At 56.7% G+C, this 15,707-nt stretch carries 17 protein-coding genes; 3 read left to right on the plus strand and 14 right to left on the minus strand.

All coding sequences use genetic code 11. The annotated features are described in order from the left end of the window. Positions 1–179: 179 nt before the first annotated feature. Entirely contained in the window at positions 180–1,313 is a 1,134-nt protein-coding gene (locus tag Q363_RS24780) for a xanthine dehydrogenase family protein molybdopterin-binding subunit (RefSeq protein ID WP_245632448.1), read from the plus strand. A 390-nt stretch (positions 1,314–1,703) separates the two neighbouring features. Here the strand turns inward: Q363_RS24780 and Q363_RS24785 are convergent, their stop codons facing one another. After that, positions 1,704–2,123, minus strand: a complete 420-nt coding sequence (locus Q363_RS24785) for a response regulator (protein ID WP_051979279.1) — start codon at positions 2,121–2,123, stop codon at positions 1,704–1,706. Positions 2,124–3,756: 1,633 nt separating this feature from the next. Here Q363_RS24785 and Q363_RS45680 point away from each other — a divergent pair. Next, complete coding sequence (locus tag Q363_RS45680; RefSeq protein WP_281176077.1) at positions 3,757–3,879, plus strand: hypothetical protein; 123 nt, start codon at positions 3,757–3,759, stop codon at positions 3,877–3,879. A gap of 340 nt (positions 3,880–4,219) precedes the next feature. Here the strand turns inward: Q363_RS45680 and Q363_RS24795 are convergent, their stop codons facing one another. The 12 genes from Q363_RS24795 to Q363_RS24845 all read right to left on the minus strand — a co-directional run bounded on the left by Q363_RS24795 (position 4,220) and on the right by Q363_RS24845 (position 13,831). After that, positions 4,220–4,840, minus strand: a complete 621-nt coding sequence (locus Q363_RS24795; RefSeq protein WP_051979280.1) for a rhodanese-like domain-containing protein — start codon at positions 4,838–4,840, stop codon at positions 4,220–4,222. A 24-nt stretch (positions 4,841–4,864) separates the two neighbouring features. Further along, positions 4,865–5,413 carry a putative Fe-S cluster assembly protein SufT gene (sufT, locus tag Q363_RS24800; protein WP_035356161.1) on the minus strand — a complete coding sequence of 183 codons (549 nt, stop codon included), beginning with the start codon at positions 5,411–5,413 and terminating at the stop codon, positions 4,865–4,867. Further along, positions 5,413–5,793 carry a HesB/IscA family protein gene (locus Q363_RS36765; protein WP_051979281.1) on the minus strand — a complete coding sequence of 127 codons (381 nt, stop codon included), beginning with the start codon at positions 5,791–5,793 and terminating at the stop codon, positions 5,413–5,415. Before Q363_RS36765 ends, sufT begins: the two co-directional genes overlap by 1 nt. Positions 5,794–5,882: 89 nt before the next feature. Then, positions 5,883–6,344, minus strand: coding sequence for a Fe-S cluster assembly sulfur transfer protein SufU (gene sufU / locus Q363_RS24810; RefSeq protein WP_211256336.1), 462 nt, complete (start codon positions 6,342–6,344; stop codon positions 5,883–5,885). Beyond that, positions 6,341–7,597, minus strand: coding sequence for a cysteine desulfurase (locus Q363_RS24815; RefSeq protein WP_035356163.1), 1,257 nt, complete (start codon positions 7,595–7,597; stop codon positions 6,341–6,343). The genes sufU and Q363_RS24815 overlap by 4 nt, the downstream gene beginning before the upstream one ends. Then, positions 7,594–8,946 carry a Fe-S cluster assembly protein SufD gene (gene sufD / locus Q363_RS24820; RefSeq protein ID WP_169747116.1) on the minus strand — a complete coding sequence of 451 codons (1,353 nt, stop codon included), beginning with the start codon at positions 8,944–8,946 and terminating at the stop codon, positions 7,594–7,596. Before sufD ends, Q363_RS24815 begins: the two co-directional genes overlap by 4 nt. 14 nt (positions 8,947–8,960) lie before the next feature. Continuing rightward, a complete protein-coding gene (gene sufC / locus Q363_RS24825; RefSeq protein WP_211256337.1) occupies positions 8,961–9,734 on the minus strand; it encodes a Fe-S cluster assembly ATPase SufC in 774 nt (257 codons plus the stop codon). A 3-nt stretch (positions 9,735–9,737) separates the two neighbouring features. Further along, the gene (gene sufB / locus Q363_RS24830) at positions 9,738–11,201 is read right to left on the minus strand and encodes a Fe-S cluster assembly protein SufB (RefSeq protein WP_035356169.1); all 1,464 of its coding nucleotides are present in this window, start codon (positions 11,199–11,201) and stop codon (positions 9,738–9,740) included. 133 nt (positions 11,202–11,334) lie between these two features. Beyond that, on the minus strand, positions 11,335–11,796 hold the full coding sequence (locus Q363_RS36770) for an RrF2 family transcriptional regulator (RefSeq protein WP_051979283.1): 462 nt from the start codon (positions 11,794–11,796) through the stop codon (positions 11,335–11,337). 165 nt (positions 11,797–11,961) lie between these two features. After that, positions 11,962–12,960 (minus strand): GTP 3',8-cyclase MoaA, encoded by a 999-nt coding sequence (gene moaA, locus Q363_RS24840; protein WP_245632450.1) that lies wholly within the window; start codon positions 12,958–12,960, stop codon positions 11,962–11,964. A gap of 380 nt (positions 12,961–13,340) precedes the next feature. Next, positions 13,341–13,529, minus strand: a complete 189-nt coding sequence (locus Q363_RS41125; protein ID WP_157467501.1) for a hypothetical protein — start codon at positions 13,527–13,529, stop codon at positions 13,341–13,343. 5 nt (positions 13,530–13,534) lie between these two features. Then, positions 13,535–13,831, minus strand: a complete 297-nt coding sequence (locus Q363_RS24845) for an HAD family hydrolase (protein ID WP_035356171.1) — start codon at positions 13,829–13,831, stop codon at positions 13,535–13,537. A 230-nt stretch (positions 13,832–14,061) separates the two neighbouring features. Here Q363_RS24845 and Q363_RS24850 point away from each other — a divergent pair, with 230 nt between their 5' ends. Next, entirely contained in the window at positions 14,062–14,301 is a 240-nt protein-coding gene (locus tag Q363_RS24850; protein WP_035356174.1) for a hypothetical protein, read from the plus strand. 1,055 nt (positions 14,302–15,356) lie between these two features. Here the strand turns inward: Q363_RS24850 and Q363_RS24860 are convergent. Further along, positions 15,357–15,707: Tn3 family transposase (locus Q363_RS24860; protein WP_035356177.1), on the minus strand; the 351-nt coding region annotated here is incomplete at its 5' end.

Here is a 15,707-nt window from a genome sequence, read left to right on the forward strand (position 1 = left end):
CCGATTGCCTGGCAGCACATCAATCTCCATGGGCGTTACGAATTCCAGAAACAGCCGGACCTCCTCAGCCTGGACGCCATCATTCAGGGATTGACGGAATGGGCACCCCAGCGAGACGCTGCATCAGCAGCTTGAATCTGAATTGAACCTTTTCGGGGCGTTATGCAAAAACCCCCAAGATGGATCCCGTTCAGCTGCGGTTGAAGAACGAGCCGGCGATGGATGAGAGCCTGAACATTCCGTTCTCGTCGCGGCACATGAAGGAGTGCCTTACGGTGGGCGCGGAGAAGTTCGGCTGGTCGCGCCGCACGCCGGAGGTTGGCTCGATGAAGCGCGACGGCCTGACGCTGGGCTCGGGTGTTGCTGCGTGCTCGTGGATTGCAGCGAGGTCCGAGACCGAGGTGACGGTGGAACTGCTACAGGATGGTCGTGCGCGGGTGACCTGCGGGACGCAGGATATTGGAGGCGGCACCTATACGGCGATCGCGCAGGTGGCAAGCCATGAGACGGGTCTGCCGCTGAAGAAGATCGACGTTGTGTTGGGTGACTCCGCTTTGCCGCCGGGGCCGATCTCGGGAGGGTCGTGGGTGACGGCGTCGATTACACCCGCGTCCTTGCAGGCTGCGCAGAATGCGGGAAAGACATTGCTGCTCGCGGCGGTGAAGTCCGATGGATCGCCGTTCAAGGACAAGAAGCCGGATGATCTCGAGTTTGTTGACGGCATGGTGCGGCTGAAGGGGCAGACGCAGGGCGCGATTCCGATGGAGGAGATCCTGCGAATCGCAAAGACGAACGCGGTCTCAGGCAAAGGCAAGTCGGAGGGCACGCTTGGGGGCAAGCCGAAGCTGTCGTTCCACTCGTACGGTGCGCAGTTTGCCGAGGTGACGTGGCAGCCGGAGATTGCGCGTCTTCGCGTGAGCCGCGTGGTGACGGTGATCGATGCAGGCCGCATGCTGAATCCCCCCGCGGCGCGCAATCAGATTGAAGGCGCCGTGATGATGGGCGTCGGCATGGCCTTGTTCGAGGAGACGATGTACGATCCGCGAACTGGCGCGCCGATCAACAACAACCTCGCTGACTACGTCGTCGCAGTCAACGCGGACACGCCCGATATCGATGTGACCTTCCTCGACTATCCGGACTACGAGCTGAATGCGCTGGGCGCGCGTGGTGTAGGCGAGATCGGGCTCGCGGGAATTGCGGCTGCGATCACCGGGGCTGTGTATCACGCGACTGGTGTACATGTTCGCGATCTGCCTGTGAGGATTGAAGACCTGCTGGCTCCGGCAGGCAAAAGCATGCACGTGGCCTGAGGCCGCGGCTATAGCCGGCGGCCTTGCCGTATGTCGTTTTTCCTTTACCTGTAGAAATTGGGTAGTGGAGGCGCATTTCTATTCCCTTACCTATAGAAATCCTCTTACCAGTAGAATTGGGGGCATCGATTAAAGAGCGCAGTTGGCGTGGCAATTGCAGTGCAAAGCGCTCGCTGGGACGTCTCTGAAGGCTCTAAAATGCATGCGCAATTGTTCTACAGGTAAGGCATTTTTCTACAGGCTACGGAACATTTCTACAGGCTCAGGAATAGCCTAAGTCTTTTGTCATCAGCAAATTAGTTCTACAGCTAAAGGAAAACCGACACAGATTCGGTTGCTCATCCTCTGTTGACCATTGATCGAACGAGCAAACAGCGACCTCATCCTTGGCTACCGAACTTTTGTGGAAAGGGCGCCGGACTGGAACCGCCCTCCATGGAAAACTGTATCAATCGCCTTTGTAAGATCTACGGTTAAGCAAGACTTAAAGACATAGCCAGACGCGCCGACATCACGCGCTGCGCTCACGAAATCGGTATCTTCGTGCATCGTCAAGAAGATAATCTTTGCGGGACACTTGCTAAGCTTTAGACGTCTTGCAACTTCGAAACCACTCAGATCTCCTAAAGAGATATCCAAAATAACAATATCGGGACTGAGAACCCCTATCTTATCCAGAGCGGAAGTACCGTCGGAGAACGCTGCTGCAACTCTATATTTTGTTCGCAACATCTCCAAGACAGTCACAGAAAAAGCTGGGCTATCATCTACCAATACGAGAATCGGGGATGCCACGACCTGTGCCGCCATTGGGTCAATACCTATATCGCCTAGGCCCTGCGCACAATTGAATATATTTCCTCACACAGTAGCCATCTACTAGCAAAAGTATGTGCGGACCAGCCGCGAATTTGCCCACAGTCGACCTACTCAAAGCCGGTGAAATCGTCGGTGCGATGATGGAAACCAACCATCATTCCAAAGACTGTTGGCAACGACATGAGAATCGCCGCTCTCCACGGCTCAGGACTCCGCTTTCATTGGTGTTCGGACAGCACTAGGACGCGGCTTCATCGAGACTATGTTCTGTCTTTTCACTCCGAGCAGCCTGCACGCCTCTTGCAGGTTGTCGTTATTCCTTAACCTGTAGAAATGTGCTGAATGGCGGCCCAAATTATTCCCTTACCTGTAGAAAAGGGCTAATCCTTAACCTGTAGAAATATTCCTTTATCCGTAGAAATCCACGGCCTCGCGCAGCCCTGGAAGGATTCTTGCGACATGGGCCAACAGCCTGCGGACCATGGTCGGACTGAGTTTCAGGTCCCTTGCAGCTTCTTCTACGACTGTTGGGCTCCTCCTGGTGAGCAGACCCGAGAGAGCGCTCGCACGCTCGCTGGCGCGCAGCCACTCAGCGTCGTTTCGCTGTCTCCATATCTGGATTCAATTTGCACCCGCCATGACGATCGCACGCGCAATTGTTCTACAGGTTAGGGAATAATTCTACAGGTTTAGGGGAGAAGCAAACCCTTTCGAATGGGTAAACTCGTTATACAGGTTAAGGAATAACGACAGCCACTCGCCCACCTGACGGCTGTTCGATAGGGGATTGAGGCTTCAGAAGCCACAGCGCAGAGTGGCCGTCTCCCCCAAGGTGTGGCCGAAGCAATTCGTCGACCGCGATGCCCGGTCATCGTCGAGGCATTTCCTCGGGGTGATGAACGAACAGGCGACAAGTTTCTGGATGTCGTCCGAAAGAAATGACACTCTGGTGTGACGATTCGGAGCGACGGTCAGAAGCACGGTGCGGACGCACAAACTCCCGCGTCGAAGTCATAATAGCCGCATCCGCTGTCTGCAATTACGTAAACTCTGTGACCGACTGTGACATAGCGCACCAATGCCGCTACGGCTGGAGTTCCCTGAGCTGCAGCTTCAGGCTCGGTCTGCGTGCGCACCTTTCTGGAGTGTTCGAACTGAAAGCCGGTTAGTTCTCCCTTTAGACCAACATTTCTTGAAATCAATAGCGCAGCCTCATATAACCTCCCGGCAGCTTCCTCATATAGGCGTGCGAGACGGGCTCGGTCCTCGTGCGTGAATTCTATTGTCTTCTCCATGGCTGGATCCTTATCTGGATGGCGAAAGCCCGCTCAGGCTCCTCAGCCTTCTCACGCGATCTGCAGAATACTCGCAGAGCGCCGATTCGCAGCGGAGTTGCTCATGACAGTTGGCCTCACCAAAGATCTGAGCATTCGGACAGCGAGATTATCACAAATTAGAGGACTGGGCGCCCCGAGTCAGCGTCGCGATAGCTAAAGTGTATGAGAATATGACTCTCATGATGAAGCGTTTGCAGGCTTCGTTGGGGAGCACGATGCCAAATTAAAAAGTTCGAGAGATTGAGGAAGAATTTGAAAAATTCGAAATAAGGCAAATGGATAAAATCATGTCTGTATCCGAGGAAGAATTAGACAGAAGATTCAAAGAAGCGAAGGCCGCCAAGACTGGAAAGCGATACCGCAAGATAGCAGCAAACCAGAACGATAAGGAGCCCTCCGAAGAAGGGTGATCCTCTTTACTTATCTTTGACTGGCTCTAAAGATTGTTTAGCTTGCGTTAACGTTGCGTGTAGAAGAGACGCTGAGTAAATTGCGCACTTGCCATCGCTGAACGTGATGATTACGCCGCCACTCATTCTATCCGCCGAAAGTATGCGGGAGCAAGATCGTTTGTCATGAGAATACTTTGCACTAGCTGGCTTTGGGGAGTCGGTCGCTTAGTAGACAGAACTTCTTAGAAAGGGACTTCTGTTTTGCCTGTCAGTTGCTTAACCCACGCATTCATTTTTCATGAGCTGATCGGTGTCAGAAAAGAGTTTCGGATTCCTTTGAGATTCGCGGGTATCTCAATCACGGAAGAGTAGCGGTCAGGGGTGATTCAAGCCTGCCTGGCCAGTCCTGGATTCCACCGTCGAGGCTGCGAGCGTTCGTAAAACCGTAGGCCTGGAAGTAGGCTGCTTTGTCGAGGCTCCTCCGTCCCTCGTTGGAGTAGAAAACGATCGGGGTCTCCTTAGACCAGGAATCGAGCGCGTTGAAGGTCAATTCCACCGTGACCGGCCGCGCACCCACGAGGTGGCCTGCCTGCCATTCGCTGGTTGATCTCGTATCGAGAAGCCGCAGGCCCTCTCCCCGCTGGAGTGCGCTGGCAAGCTCTTGCTGCGAGATATGGATTTTCGCCTCCACGCTTGCGCTTTGCCGGATGACGGCGCGCACGGCCTCGAAAGAATCCGCGATGCTGTATTTCTGGCAGACCTCCGCAAGCGTGTCAGTGAGCTGATAACTGCAACTGGTACATCCCCCGATGTGATACCGGATAAACAGCGCTATCTTGGCGGTTGGGTAGGCATGGAGAATATCAGCCATCGTGGCGTCCGGGCCGATGGCCGGCTGGGCCGCGGATCCTTCTTCGCGGGCTTTTGCTGAGGCCATTGGCATGTCGATTCCTTCCGTACTTCCGATTTCGGGTCGCATTGCTCTCCAATCCTCGCAGCAGGCTTACATCAGGCCAAGCTGCAGCTGTGCCGCCATCGACATCAAGCCCTGGTTCCAGGGCGGATCCAGAACAACCTCGATGTTGCATTGGGTTACGTCCGGAATACGGGCGACCTTGCCCTCGATGTCTCGCTTGAGCACGCCGCCCATGCCGCAACCCGGAGCAGTTAGCGTGAACCGTACGTCCACTTGATTGCCGCCTTCGGCCAGTGGCGTTACCCCGCAGTGATACACGAGGCCGAGGTCCACGATGTTGACTGGGATCTCAGGGTCGTAGCATGTTTTCAATTGCTCCCAGACCATCTTCTCCAGGGAGCCCCCAGCCGCGCCTTTTGTGCTGCCTGGTGGGGGTGTGACCTCTTTTCCGATAGCGTCAGCGTCGCGGTTATCGATGCGGACCATGTGACCTGTCCCTGTCATCACCGTGTAGGAGCCGCCCAACGCCTGCGTAATCCAGACCTCAGTGCCGGTAGCTAGGATCATTGTCTCCCCGCTGGGGATGATGCTCACCTTACAATCGCGGCTAAGAGAAACCATTTCGTTTACAGCCATTAGTTTGCCTCCACTTCCTTGACTTGTATGTCCGGCATAACTTCCGAGAAAGTGTTCCCGCAGCTGCAACTATGTTCCGCGTGAGGATTTAGAAACATGTATTCGTTTCCGTGGGGGCCTTGCTTGACTCCCAGCTGAACCCCGTCGAGATGGGCCAGACTCTGCCGATCGACCCGTATCGTGATTCCTTCGCTCTCGAAGAGGTGGTCGCCGGGACGAACCGCCTCCGAATCGAGTTCCAGCACGTAGCGGTATTGAGTGTTGCTATCCTTGCAGCCATCGTTGACGACCCCGAGCCGGAGCGCCGTGCCCGCCGGCAACTTCTCCTTGTTGATGTCGCCTCGCACAACCTCGGCCGCGTTTGCTGTCATCGTAATCATTCAAGCGCTCCTTTCATTTGTACAGCCTGCTAAAACGCCAGTTCATTGCCAGCTTTGGCCGTGTCTCGCATTGCAACTCGATGGGGCGACTACTCGGTTGAAACCGTGTCGTTCTTCTGATCGAGGGCCGACATCATCGCGTGCCATGCCAGGATGGCGCACTTCACCCGCACCGGGAACTCACAGACACCGGAAAAGACAACCAGCTTGCCGAGGTTTGCTTCTTCATCCGCCTCGCTCGTCTGGTTCGTAACCAGCCGTTGAAACTGCGCGAACAACTCCTGTGCCTGGCTCTTCGTCTTGCCCTTCAGGCTGGCGGTCATCATCGAGGCCGAGGACTTGGAGATGGCGCAGCCCGAACCCTCAAAGCTGATGTCCGTGACCGTATCGTTATCGAGCTGCAGGAACACTGTGAAGTGGTCGCCGCAGAGCGGGTTGAAGCCCTCCGCCTTCCGGTTTGCATCGGGCAGGGGGTGAAAGTTTTCCGGCCTCTTCCAATGCTCGAGGATCATGTCCTGATAGAGATCCCGAACGTCCGATTCTGGCATCATGCGAACATCTCCTGAACCTTTGTGATCCCTCGCATCAAGGCATCGATCTCCGCTTCTGTGTTGTACAGCGCAAAGGAAGCGCGTGTGGTCGCCGGTATGCCAAAGAACTGCATCACCGGCTGGGCGCAGTGATGCCCGGTGCGAACAGCGATCCCCTCCTGATCGAGGATGGTGCCGATGTCGTGCGGGTGTATGCCGTCGAGGACGAAGGAAAGCACAGCGGCCTTTTCCTGCGCGGTGCCGATCACGCGAACCCCTGGCAATAGGGAGATCCGCTCCGTGGCATAGGCCAGCAGGTTGTGCTCGTGCGCCGCCACGTTGTCCAGCCCGATGCGCGTTAAATACTCGATGGCTGCGCCTAGGCCGATGACTCCGGCGATGTCCGGCGTACCCGCCTCGAACTTGTGGGGAAGGGAGTTGTAGGTCGTCTTCTCGAAGGTGACCGAGCTGATCATGTCGCCCCCGCCCTGATAAGGAGGCATGGCTTCGAGCAGCCGCTGCTTGCCGTACAGGATGCCAATTCCCGTCGGTCCGTACATCTTGTGCCCGGAGAAGGCGTAGAAATCGCAGTCCAAGTCCTGTACGTCCACCTGGAGGTGAGGAACAGCCTGAGCACCATCCACCAGCACGGGGATGCCGCGTTCATGCGCCATACGAATGAGCTGCCGCACCGGATTGATCGTGCCGAGGGCGTTAGACATATGCGCCACAGCCACCAGTTTTGTTTCAGGCGTCAGCAGCTTTTCATACTCCTCCAGCAAGAGCTCGCCGCGATCGTTCATCGGAATAATGCTCAGCTTCGCACCCTTCTCCTCGCAAAGTATCTGCCAGGGCACAATGTTGGAGTGGTGCTCCATCGCAGAGATCAGGACTGCGTCGCCAGCCTGCACCTGTGTCCTGCCGTAGCTTTGCGCCACCAGGTTGATGGCTTCCGTGGCTCCGCGGACGAAGATCACCTCGGCGGGACTGGCTGCATGGATGAACTGCTGGACGGCGAGCCGTACCTCTTCATACGCCTTGGTCGCGCGCTCGGAGAGCAGATGCACGCCGCGGTGGATGTTCGAACAATCCTCTTCGTAAAAGCGGATGATGGCGTCGATGACGGACCGCGGCTTCTGCGACGTCGCGGCGTTGTCCAGGTAGACGAGTGGCTTGCCGTGCACGAGTTGGTTCAGCGCGGGAAAGTCTTTACTGAGCTGGGCAGCATCGAAACCAGCAGCCACGGCGCTGACGCTGTTGGCAGTTGTGCTCATAGCGCCGCCTCCGATTGCTTAGCCTGGGGCAAGGCCCGCATGATGATCTTTGCCAGGTAGTTGCGGATCAAACCCGGATTCATCCGTTCCAGGCACTCGCTGGCAAAGGCGAACAACAAGAGGCCTTCGGCCGCAGCTTCATCGAGACCGCGCGAGCGCAGGTAGAAGAGCGCTTCCTCGTCGATCTGGCCTATCGTCGCACTGTGCGTACACTTCACGTCGTCGGCAAAGATTTCAAGCTGCGGCTTCGTGTCCATCTGCGCAGTGTCCGACAGAAGCAGGTTGCGGTTGGTTTGTTTCGAGTCGGTTTGCTGCGCGCCTTTGCACACCAGGATTCGGCCATGGAAGACGCCGCGCGACTCACCGTCCAGAATGCCGTTGTAGAACTGGTGGCTGGCGCAATGTGCGCTCCTGTGTTCCACCTTCATGTAATTGTCCAGATGTTGCCGGCCATTGCCGACGAACAGACCGTTGATCAGACAGTTGCCGCCTTCGCCGGCCAGCACCGGTTGTATGTTGTTGCGTACCAGCGCACCGCCGGTCAGCACCGAATGCGAATTGACTGTCGTGCTGCGTCCCTGCTGGATGCTGAGCGTGGAGACGTGAAACACTTCGGTACTCTCGCGTTCGATCCTGTAGTGGTGAAGCACCGCCTGCTCCCCCGCGACGACCTCGGTCACGACGTTGGTGAACGACACGCCGACACCCAGCGAGACATAGTCCTCGAGGATCGTGCCCTGGCTGTTCTCGCCGGCCATGATCAGGTTGCGCGGGTTCGCTATGCGTGGGGTTTCGCTGCCGGTATTGAGGTACAGAAGATAGATAGGCTTCTGAAGCGCAAGGCCCCGGGGAATGAACACGAATGCTCCGTCCTCGAAGAACGCCGTGTTCAGTGCCGTAAAGGCTTCCTTGCTGGAATCGGTGTAGCGCGTGAGATGCGGTTCGATTTTTTCCCGCTCCTTCAGCATCGCTTCGGCAAGGCTGGAAACCTGCAAGCCTTTGTGCCCCGCTGGCAGGCACGAAAGCCTCGACTCATAGCGTCCGTTCACAAACACGAGTTGCGCGGCCAGACTCTCCAGCCTGTACGGAGCGATGTCGTCCTCGGTGACTGTATCGGTTTCGTCTTCGCGAATCTCGGAGAGATGGAATGTAGTCTGGGCAATGGGCGCAACGCTGGTGAAGCGCCAGTCTTCATCATGGACGGTAGGGAAGCCCAACTGGCAGAAACTGGTAAACGCGTCCTCGCGCACGCCTCGCAGCCAGGACTCCTGGCGATGGACTGGCGACTGCTGCTGCAACTGCAGGAGGGCTTCCAGGTAACTCGGGAGCTGTTGTATGGTCGTCGACACGTTCGTACCCTCCATCAAACCGCAACCGCAGTTGCACCGGCCTCTGTCTCGACCCCAACGTAACCCTGTTCTTCGAGCGTCAGCGCCAGTTCCTTGCCGCCCGACTTGACGATCCGCCCATCGACGAGCACATGCACGAAGTCCGGAACGATGTAGTCCAGCAGACGCTGGTAGTGGGTGATGACGATGATGGCCCGGTCGGGGCTGCGCATGGCGTTGACGCCGTTGGCCACAATGCGCATCGCATCGATATCGAGTCCGGAGTCGGTCTCGTCCAGAATAGCGAGCTTGGGCTCCAGCAACGCCATCTGCAGAATCTCGTTGCGCTTCTTCTCGCCGCCGGAGAAGCCGTCGTTCACGGAGCGGGTCATAAAACTCTCGTCCACCTCGAGCAGTTTCATCTTTTGCTTATAGAACGGCATGAAGTCCATGGCGTCCATCTCTTTTTTGCCATGGTATTTCCGGACGGCATTCAGCGCTGCGCGCAGGAAGTAGGCGTTGCTGATTCCAGCGATCTCAATCGGGTATTGAAAGGCCATGAAAACGCCCTCGCAGGCTGCGTCTTCCGGCTTCATAGCCAGCAGGTCCTTGCCATCGAGCAGTATCTCGCCTTCGGTGACCACGTAGTTTTCGCGACGGGCCAGCACCTGCGCGAGCGTGCTTTTCCCCGAGCCGTTCGGTCCCATGATCGAGTGGACTTCCCCGGCATTCACCGTCAGATTGAGACCTTTGAGTATCTCGCGGTTTTCGATTCTCGCGTGTAAATTTCTTACTTCCAACATAGACATAGGCTAGCCAACACTCCCTTCCAAACTCACGCTCAACAGCTTCTGCGCCTCGACGGCGAACTCCATCGGCAGCTTGCGGAAGACCTGTTTACAAAAGCCGTTGATGATCATCGAAAGCGCATCTTCCTTCGGCAGGCCGCGCTGCTGCAGGTAGAAGATCTGGTCGTCGCCGACCTTCGAGGTCGATGCTTCGTGCTCGATGCGCGCGGTGGAGTTCTTCGCCTCGATGTAGGGGAAGGTGTGCGCCCCGCACTTGTCGCCGATCAGCAGGGAATCGCACTGCGTGTAGTTGCGGGCCCCCACTGCGCCCTTAAGCACCTTGACTCCGCCGCGATAGGTGTTCTGCCCGTGTCCGGCGGAGATGCCCTTGGCGATGATCGTGCTCCGCGTGTTCTTGCCGATGTGAATCATCTTGGTGCCGGTGTCAGCCTGCTGCCAGTGGTTCGAGAGCGCCACCGAGTAGAACTCGCCCACGGAGTTGTCGCCCTGGAGGATGACGCTCGGGTACTTCCAGGTGATGGCAGCGCCGGTCTCCACCTGCGTCCAGGAGATCTTCGAGTTCACCCCTTCGCATTTGCCGCGCTTGGTGACGAAGTTATAGATCCCGCCCTTGCCCGTCACGGGATCTCCCGGATACCAGTTCTGCACGGTCGAGTACTTGATCTCGGCGTTGTCGTGCGCAACCAGCTCAACCACCGCGGCGTGCAGCTGGTTCTTGTCGCGGGTCGGCGCCGTGCAGCCTTCGAGGTAGCTCACATAGGAACCCTCGTCGGCAATAATCAGCGTGCGTTCGAACTGGCCCGAATCCGCCGCGTTGATGCGGAAATAGGTCATCAGCTCCATCGGGCAGCGAACCCCCTTGGGGACGTAGACGAACGAGCCATCGGTGAATACGGCCGCGTTCAGAGCGGCGAAGAAGTTGTCCGAGTAAGGCACCACCGAACCCAGATATTTCTTCACCAGTTCGGGGTGGCGCTGCACCGCCTCCGAGAACGGGCAGAAGATAATGCCGATCTCAGCGAGCTTGGCCTGAAATGTGGTAGCCACGGAGACGCTGTCGAACACCGCGTCCACCGCCACGCCGGCCAGCCGCTTCTGCTCATTCAGTGGGAGGCCAAGTTTTTCGTATGCGAGAAGTATCTCGGGATCCACTTCATCCAGACTCTTCGGCCCGGCCTTCTTGGGTTTAGGCGCGGAGTAGTAAATGATGTCCTGATAGTCGATGGCGTCGTATTTGATGTTGGCCCACTTGGGCTCAGCCTCTTGTTTCTCCAGCTTTAGCCAGTGACGGAACGCCTTCAAGCGCCACTCCAACATAAATTTCGGCTCGTTTTTCTTGGTCGAAATAAGGCGAATGGTGTCTTCGTTTAGACCCTTCGGGGCCGAGTCCGACTCAACTTCAGTAACAAAGCCCCACTTATATTCACCCTCGACAAGAGAGTCTATGATCTTTGTGTCGGTACTCATGATGCCTCCTCCTGGAGTTCAACGCGTCCGATTCAACGCGTTTTGTGCAGTTGCAAAACTGAGGCCATCCTTAAACTTAAACCTGACAAATATTTCCTGTTTCACGTCAAAAAAATAACTCGCGAACCTGAACCTAGGCAGACATGCGAAATGTCTCCCCCAGCGACAATTGGACCAGCGCTTCCTTGCCCAGGAGTTGGGAGATTGGAATGCCGTCCATCACCCCCACAATATATTGTTCGATGCCTTCCCAAACCGGGCGTAGGGCGCAGCCTCCGTGGTGAATACATGTCCTGCGGTTGCCCGTATGGCGGCTGCAAATGTCCTTTGTCGCCCAGAGGCTACCGAACGCCCTTTGCACATCGCCGAGACTGATTTCTTCAGGGGACCTCGACAAAACGTAGCCCCCCTTGACCCCTCGATGGCTCTTGGTGAGACCAGCCCTCTTCAGGGTCCAGAGCAGCTTTTCGACATAGGGATAGGAGAGACCTTCGCGCCGCGCAATCTCTCCGCCGGCAAGAGGCTCCCCGACGGGCACAGAAGCCAGTTGCAGGATGCAGCGAAGACCGTATTCTTCTTGGGCTGTAATCTTCATCGGGGCGGTTCCAACTACAGCCATGGTCCCAAAACCATACTTTTTTGTCAAGTATTACGACGCACCACCGCCAGAGTAGGAACAGACCACCAGACAGGTATTGCAGTTTACTGTCGAAGAGAGGCAGGGTTTATGAACCACCAAAGGTTGGAAATGCGGACCCGTTCACCCCCCGATAAAACTCATCTCCACCTTCTGCTGCTTCGCTGTCTCCGCGGTGCGGATCTCGGAGTAGTTGTCGTCGCGGTGCAGCCAGATGGTGGCGATGGCGTTGTGAATCTCCTCATCGCTCTTTCCGGTGCGCATCATCGACTTCAGGTCATAGCCCTTCCGAGCGAACAGGCAGGTGTAGATCGCGCCATCGGTGGAAAGCCGCACGCGGGTGCAGGCGCCGCAGAAGGCCTCCGTAACGCTGGAGATGACGCCGAACTCGCCCGCGCCATCCTGATAGCGCCAGCGCCTGGCAACTTCACCGGAATAGTTGGGGTCGACGGGTTCGCAGGGAAACACCTCGTGGATGCGTTTCACTACCTCCGCACCGGGGATGACGTCATCCATCTTCCAGCCGTTAGTGGCGCCCACATCCATGAATTCGATGAAGCGCACAATGTTTCCGGAACCCTTGAAGTAGCGGGCCATGTCGACCACATGCCTGTCGTTGACACCGCGTTTGACCACCATGTTGATCTTGACTGGGCTGAGCCCTTCGGCCGCAGCCATGTCGATAGCTTCGAGCACTTTGGCGACGGGGAAATCGGCGTCGTTCATGGCCTTGAAGGTGGCGTCGTCCATCGAATCGAGGCTCACGGTGACGCGCGTCAAGCCGGCTGCCTTGAGGGCCCTGGCCTTGGCTTTCAATGCCGATCCGTTTGTGGTGAGCGTGAGATCGACGCCTGGCAACGCTCTGGCCAGCATTTCGACCAGCCTCTCGATTCCATGGCGCAGCAACGGCTCGCCCCCGGTAAGGCGAATCTTTTCCACGCCGTGGCCTCGGAAGATCTTCGCCAGACGGACGATCTCCTCGAAGGTCAGCACCTCGTCATGCGGCAGGAACTGATACTTGTCGTTGAACACATTCCTGGGCATGCAGTAGGTGCAGCGAAAGTTGCAACGGTCGGTGACGGAGATGCGCAGGTCGCGCAGGTCGCGGTTGCGAGTGTCCACAAGCGGGCCTGCCGAATTGGAAAGCGGGCTTGCCGGACCGCACTCGAGCGGCGAAATGCGCAGGTTGCGTTCGCTTATGCGTTCATCAGCGCGCGGAGTGATTTTGAAGTCCATTCTGTACCGGGCCGCAAGTCAGAAACCCGCGCTTTCGCGGAGACGACCACAGGGCTAGTTTACCGAAACAAGGCGTGCGGTAATGGCTCCAGACATCCCCAAGATCGATCCCAATCAACGAGGGCGGACCGGACGCTACACGTCGTTTCCGAGATGGCAGATCGACTCGATCCGAAGGACCTGCTCTCATCCCATTTTTCAGTAACTTGCCGGACGGTTGGCATCTCGGCCGAACTTACCTATGGCACCGTTTCCCGGGAAGTTGGTCAGTTCGAGCTGGCGGGCAGCTCTACAACGTCTTCATTCGCGAAATTTACCAACGCATCAATTAGAGGAAAGTGCTGCCATTGTCGCTGAATCCCGAAAGACGAATAGTGTTTACGCAATTGAATCGAAGAAAGAGCAACGGCCAATTGGAAACCAATGACGTGGGTAATCGTCGCGAGTTCCAGCACGCCCTTTACCCCTCCCGCAGCGACGCCTTCATGTCTCCCGCCAAGACCGCCGCATAGAGTGGGTTGTCTTTCCATTCGGGATGTTGCGGCGCCATCGCCTTCATGCGGTCGAGGACAAACGCAAACTGGAAATAAAAAGGCTGCTCTCTCCACAAAGTCCCGTCGTTATCGAAGACTGCGATCCGCTCTTCGGGGTTGACGAATTGAGGGCCATCAGCCGTGGTCACCCCACGGACAAAATTTAGGATGCTTCGCTTCGTGGATCCTTCGTTCCAGGAAGGAAGCGGATCGCTGTCTGCCATATTCGGTCGCCCGGGCAATGGATGGGCCACAAAGACACACGGATCACCATGCGCCACTACGCACACCTGTGTCCGACCTTCAAACAGGAATCAGTCAGACGTAACGCTCCTTCGTTCGGGTTTGCTTCCAAGCCGGGCCCGGTCCTTGTCGGCAAAGCGAGCTAGCTGGCGCCGCCGACCCCATCTAACCAAAACGACGACAACGCGATATCTCGGTGAAGGAATAATCGTTGCGATCCACCTATCGCAAAGGCTGGCACGTTTGTTTCTTCGACAGTGACCGCAACCGGCGCCAGTTGCAGCGCCTGGCGTTCTTCAATAGCGACGAGGCCATGGTCGAGTTCACGCGCCGCGCCGGCGGCCCCAAGACGCTCGAGGACCGCAACATCTTCGAGATGATGATCCGGCGCAGCTTCGGCGAGATCACGCTGGAGTTGACCGCGGAACAATTCGCCAGGCTGAATAGGTAACCCTCATGCTGCCCTCCGGACTGGTAGGATTGCGGCCAGCGAGGTACGACCATGACGCTTGTAACCATCGGAGACTACACCTTCAATCCAGAAGCAATTGACCTCGTAAAGGGCGACCGTGAAGACTATTGTGAAGTCTTCTTTCGGAATGGAGAGAGAGTTGAGTTTCACATGTCTCAAAGCAATTTCAAAGGCGCCGTATTGAAGCAAGCCCCCTGAATTTATGCAGGATTGCGATGCCTTGAGGCACGGCGCAGGCTTTGGACATGGAAACTGGATATATTAAGGGCGAGACACGGCTAGAGAGTGGAAAAACAGTGGGCAGTTGCAGTGTTTGTGGTCTGGAGTTCGCCTCTGGAGCATCAGATATAAATACTGCTCATACAGAACTCAAAATGATGTTCGATGGCCACACTTGCCTTCCCACTAAGAAACCTCGCGAGGACGTGAACCAAGCCGCTGCGTGAATGACGCCCACCAACCCCGCCGTCGGCAACTGGCGCAATAATGGGCCTGAGATGCTGGATCCGCCGTAGGTCAGCCAACTCGGCGTGAGCAACTTGCATCTTAGGCACCGAAGGTGATCCACGTGAACCCCCTAAATTCTCCCCTAAAACTCCTGAAACAGAAACGTTCCTCAGCTCTAATAGATGCCCGAAGGATCGAAGCCAAACTTACCCGTCTCAGCAATTCAGCCGCAACGGCCGGAAGACGAACCAATCTGGTCTGCATCGTAGGAATGTTCCGCGACTACATTGCGACGCTAGACGAAGCCATCGCGATTTCCATAGTAAAACTCCGGGAATTGTCCGCCCTGCCCAACTGACGCCATGCAAGGAGCGCATGAAAACACTGATCCATGAGCGCGAACCATTCGGTGGCTGCAGCCGCACCAACGGCGGGGGCGAGGACCATAACGCCGGCTTCAGGAGCGGAGTCGCCGGCCAACCGAATGACGACACTCAGAGCTCCGCGTGGCAGCGCGGCTGGGCTGACGCGCAGGAGGTAGACCATGGGGGTTTTTGCATAACGCCCCGAAAAGGTTCAATTCAGATTCAAGCTGCTGATGCCGCGTCTCGCTGGGGTGCCCATTCCGTCAATCCCTGAATGATGGCGTCCAGGCTGAGGGGGTCCGGCTGTTTCTGGAATTCGTAACGCCCATGGAGATTGATGTGCTGCCAGGCAATCGGTGAGATGTTCTTAATTTCGTCGATGCCTTGCATCTGTCCCGCTTTTTGCTTGTGTTCCAGGAGACGAGACAAGATGGAGGCGTTGTAAAAGATGATGCAGTTGGAGATCAGGCGGCTGCACTCAGACCACAGATCGTGTTCATAGTCGGTCTTGAAGCGGAGCTTGCCAAAGCTGGCGAAGGAGACAGATCGTCGCAACTGGTGGTAGTTTTCATC

Origin of the sequence: Edaphobacter aggregans DSM 19364, assembly GCF_000745965.1 — a bacterium.
Lineage (GTDB): Bacteria > Acidobacteriota > Terriglobia > Terriglobales > Acidobacteriaceae > Edaphobacter > Edaphobacter aggregans.

What these genes read in the sequence shown, in the direction of transcription:
- Q363_RS24815 (WP_035356163.1), bottom strand. Translation starts at nt 7,597, where the DNA reads ATGAGCACAACTGCCAACAGCGTCAGCGCCGTGGCTGCTGGTTTCGAT.
- Q363_RS24785 (WP_051979279.1), bottom strand. Translation starts at nt 2,123, where the DNA reads ATGGCGGCACAGGTCGTGGCATCCCCGATTCTCGTATTGGTAGATGAT.
- Q363_RS24795 (WP_051979280.1), bottom strand. Translation starts at nt 4,840, where the DNA reads ATGCGACCCGAAATCGGAAGTACGGAAGGAATCGACATGCCAATGGCC.
- Q363_RS24845 (WP_035356171.1), bottom strand. Translation starts at nt 13,831, where the DNA reads ATGGCAGACAGCGATCCGCTTCCTTCCTGGAACGAAGGATCCACGAAG.
- Q363_RS45680 (WP_281176077.1), top strand. Translation starts at nt 3,757, where the DNA reads ATGTCTGTATCCGAGGAAGAATTAGACAGAAGATTCAAAGAAGCGAAG.
- sufU (WP_211256336.1), bottom strand. Translation starts at nt 6,344, where the DNA reads ATGATGCCAGAATCGGACGTTCGGGATCTCTATCAGGACATGATCCTC.
- Q363_RS36770 (WP_051979283.1), bottom strand. Translation starts at nt 11,796, where the DNA reads ATGAAGATTACAGCCCAAGAAGAATACGGTCTTCGCTGCATCCTGCAA.
- Q363_RS36765 (WP_051979281.1), bottom strand. Translation starts at nt 5,793, where the DNA reads ATGATTACGATGACAGCAAACGCGGCCGAGGTTGTGCGAGGCGACATC.
- sufC (WP_211256337.1), bottom strand. Translation starts at nt 9,734, where the DNA reads ATGTCTATGTTGGAAGTAAGAAATTTACACGCGAGAATCGAAAACCGC.
- Q363_RS24780 (WP_245632448.1), top strand. Translation starts at nt 180, where the DNA reads ATGGATCCCGTTCAGCTGCGGTTGAAGAACGAGCCGGCGATGGATGAG.
- sufT (WP_035356161.1), bottom strand. Translation starts at nt 5,413, where the DNA reads ATGGCTGTAAACGAAATGGTTTCTCTTAGCCGCGATTGTAAGGTGAGC.
- sufB (WP_035356169.1), bottom strand. Translation starts at nt 11,201, where the DNA reads ATGAGTACCGACACAAAGATCATAGACTCTCTTGTCGAGGGTGAATAT.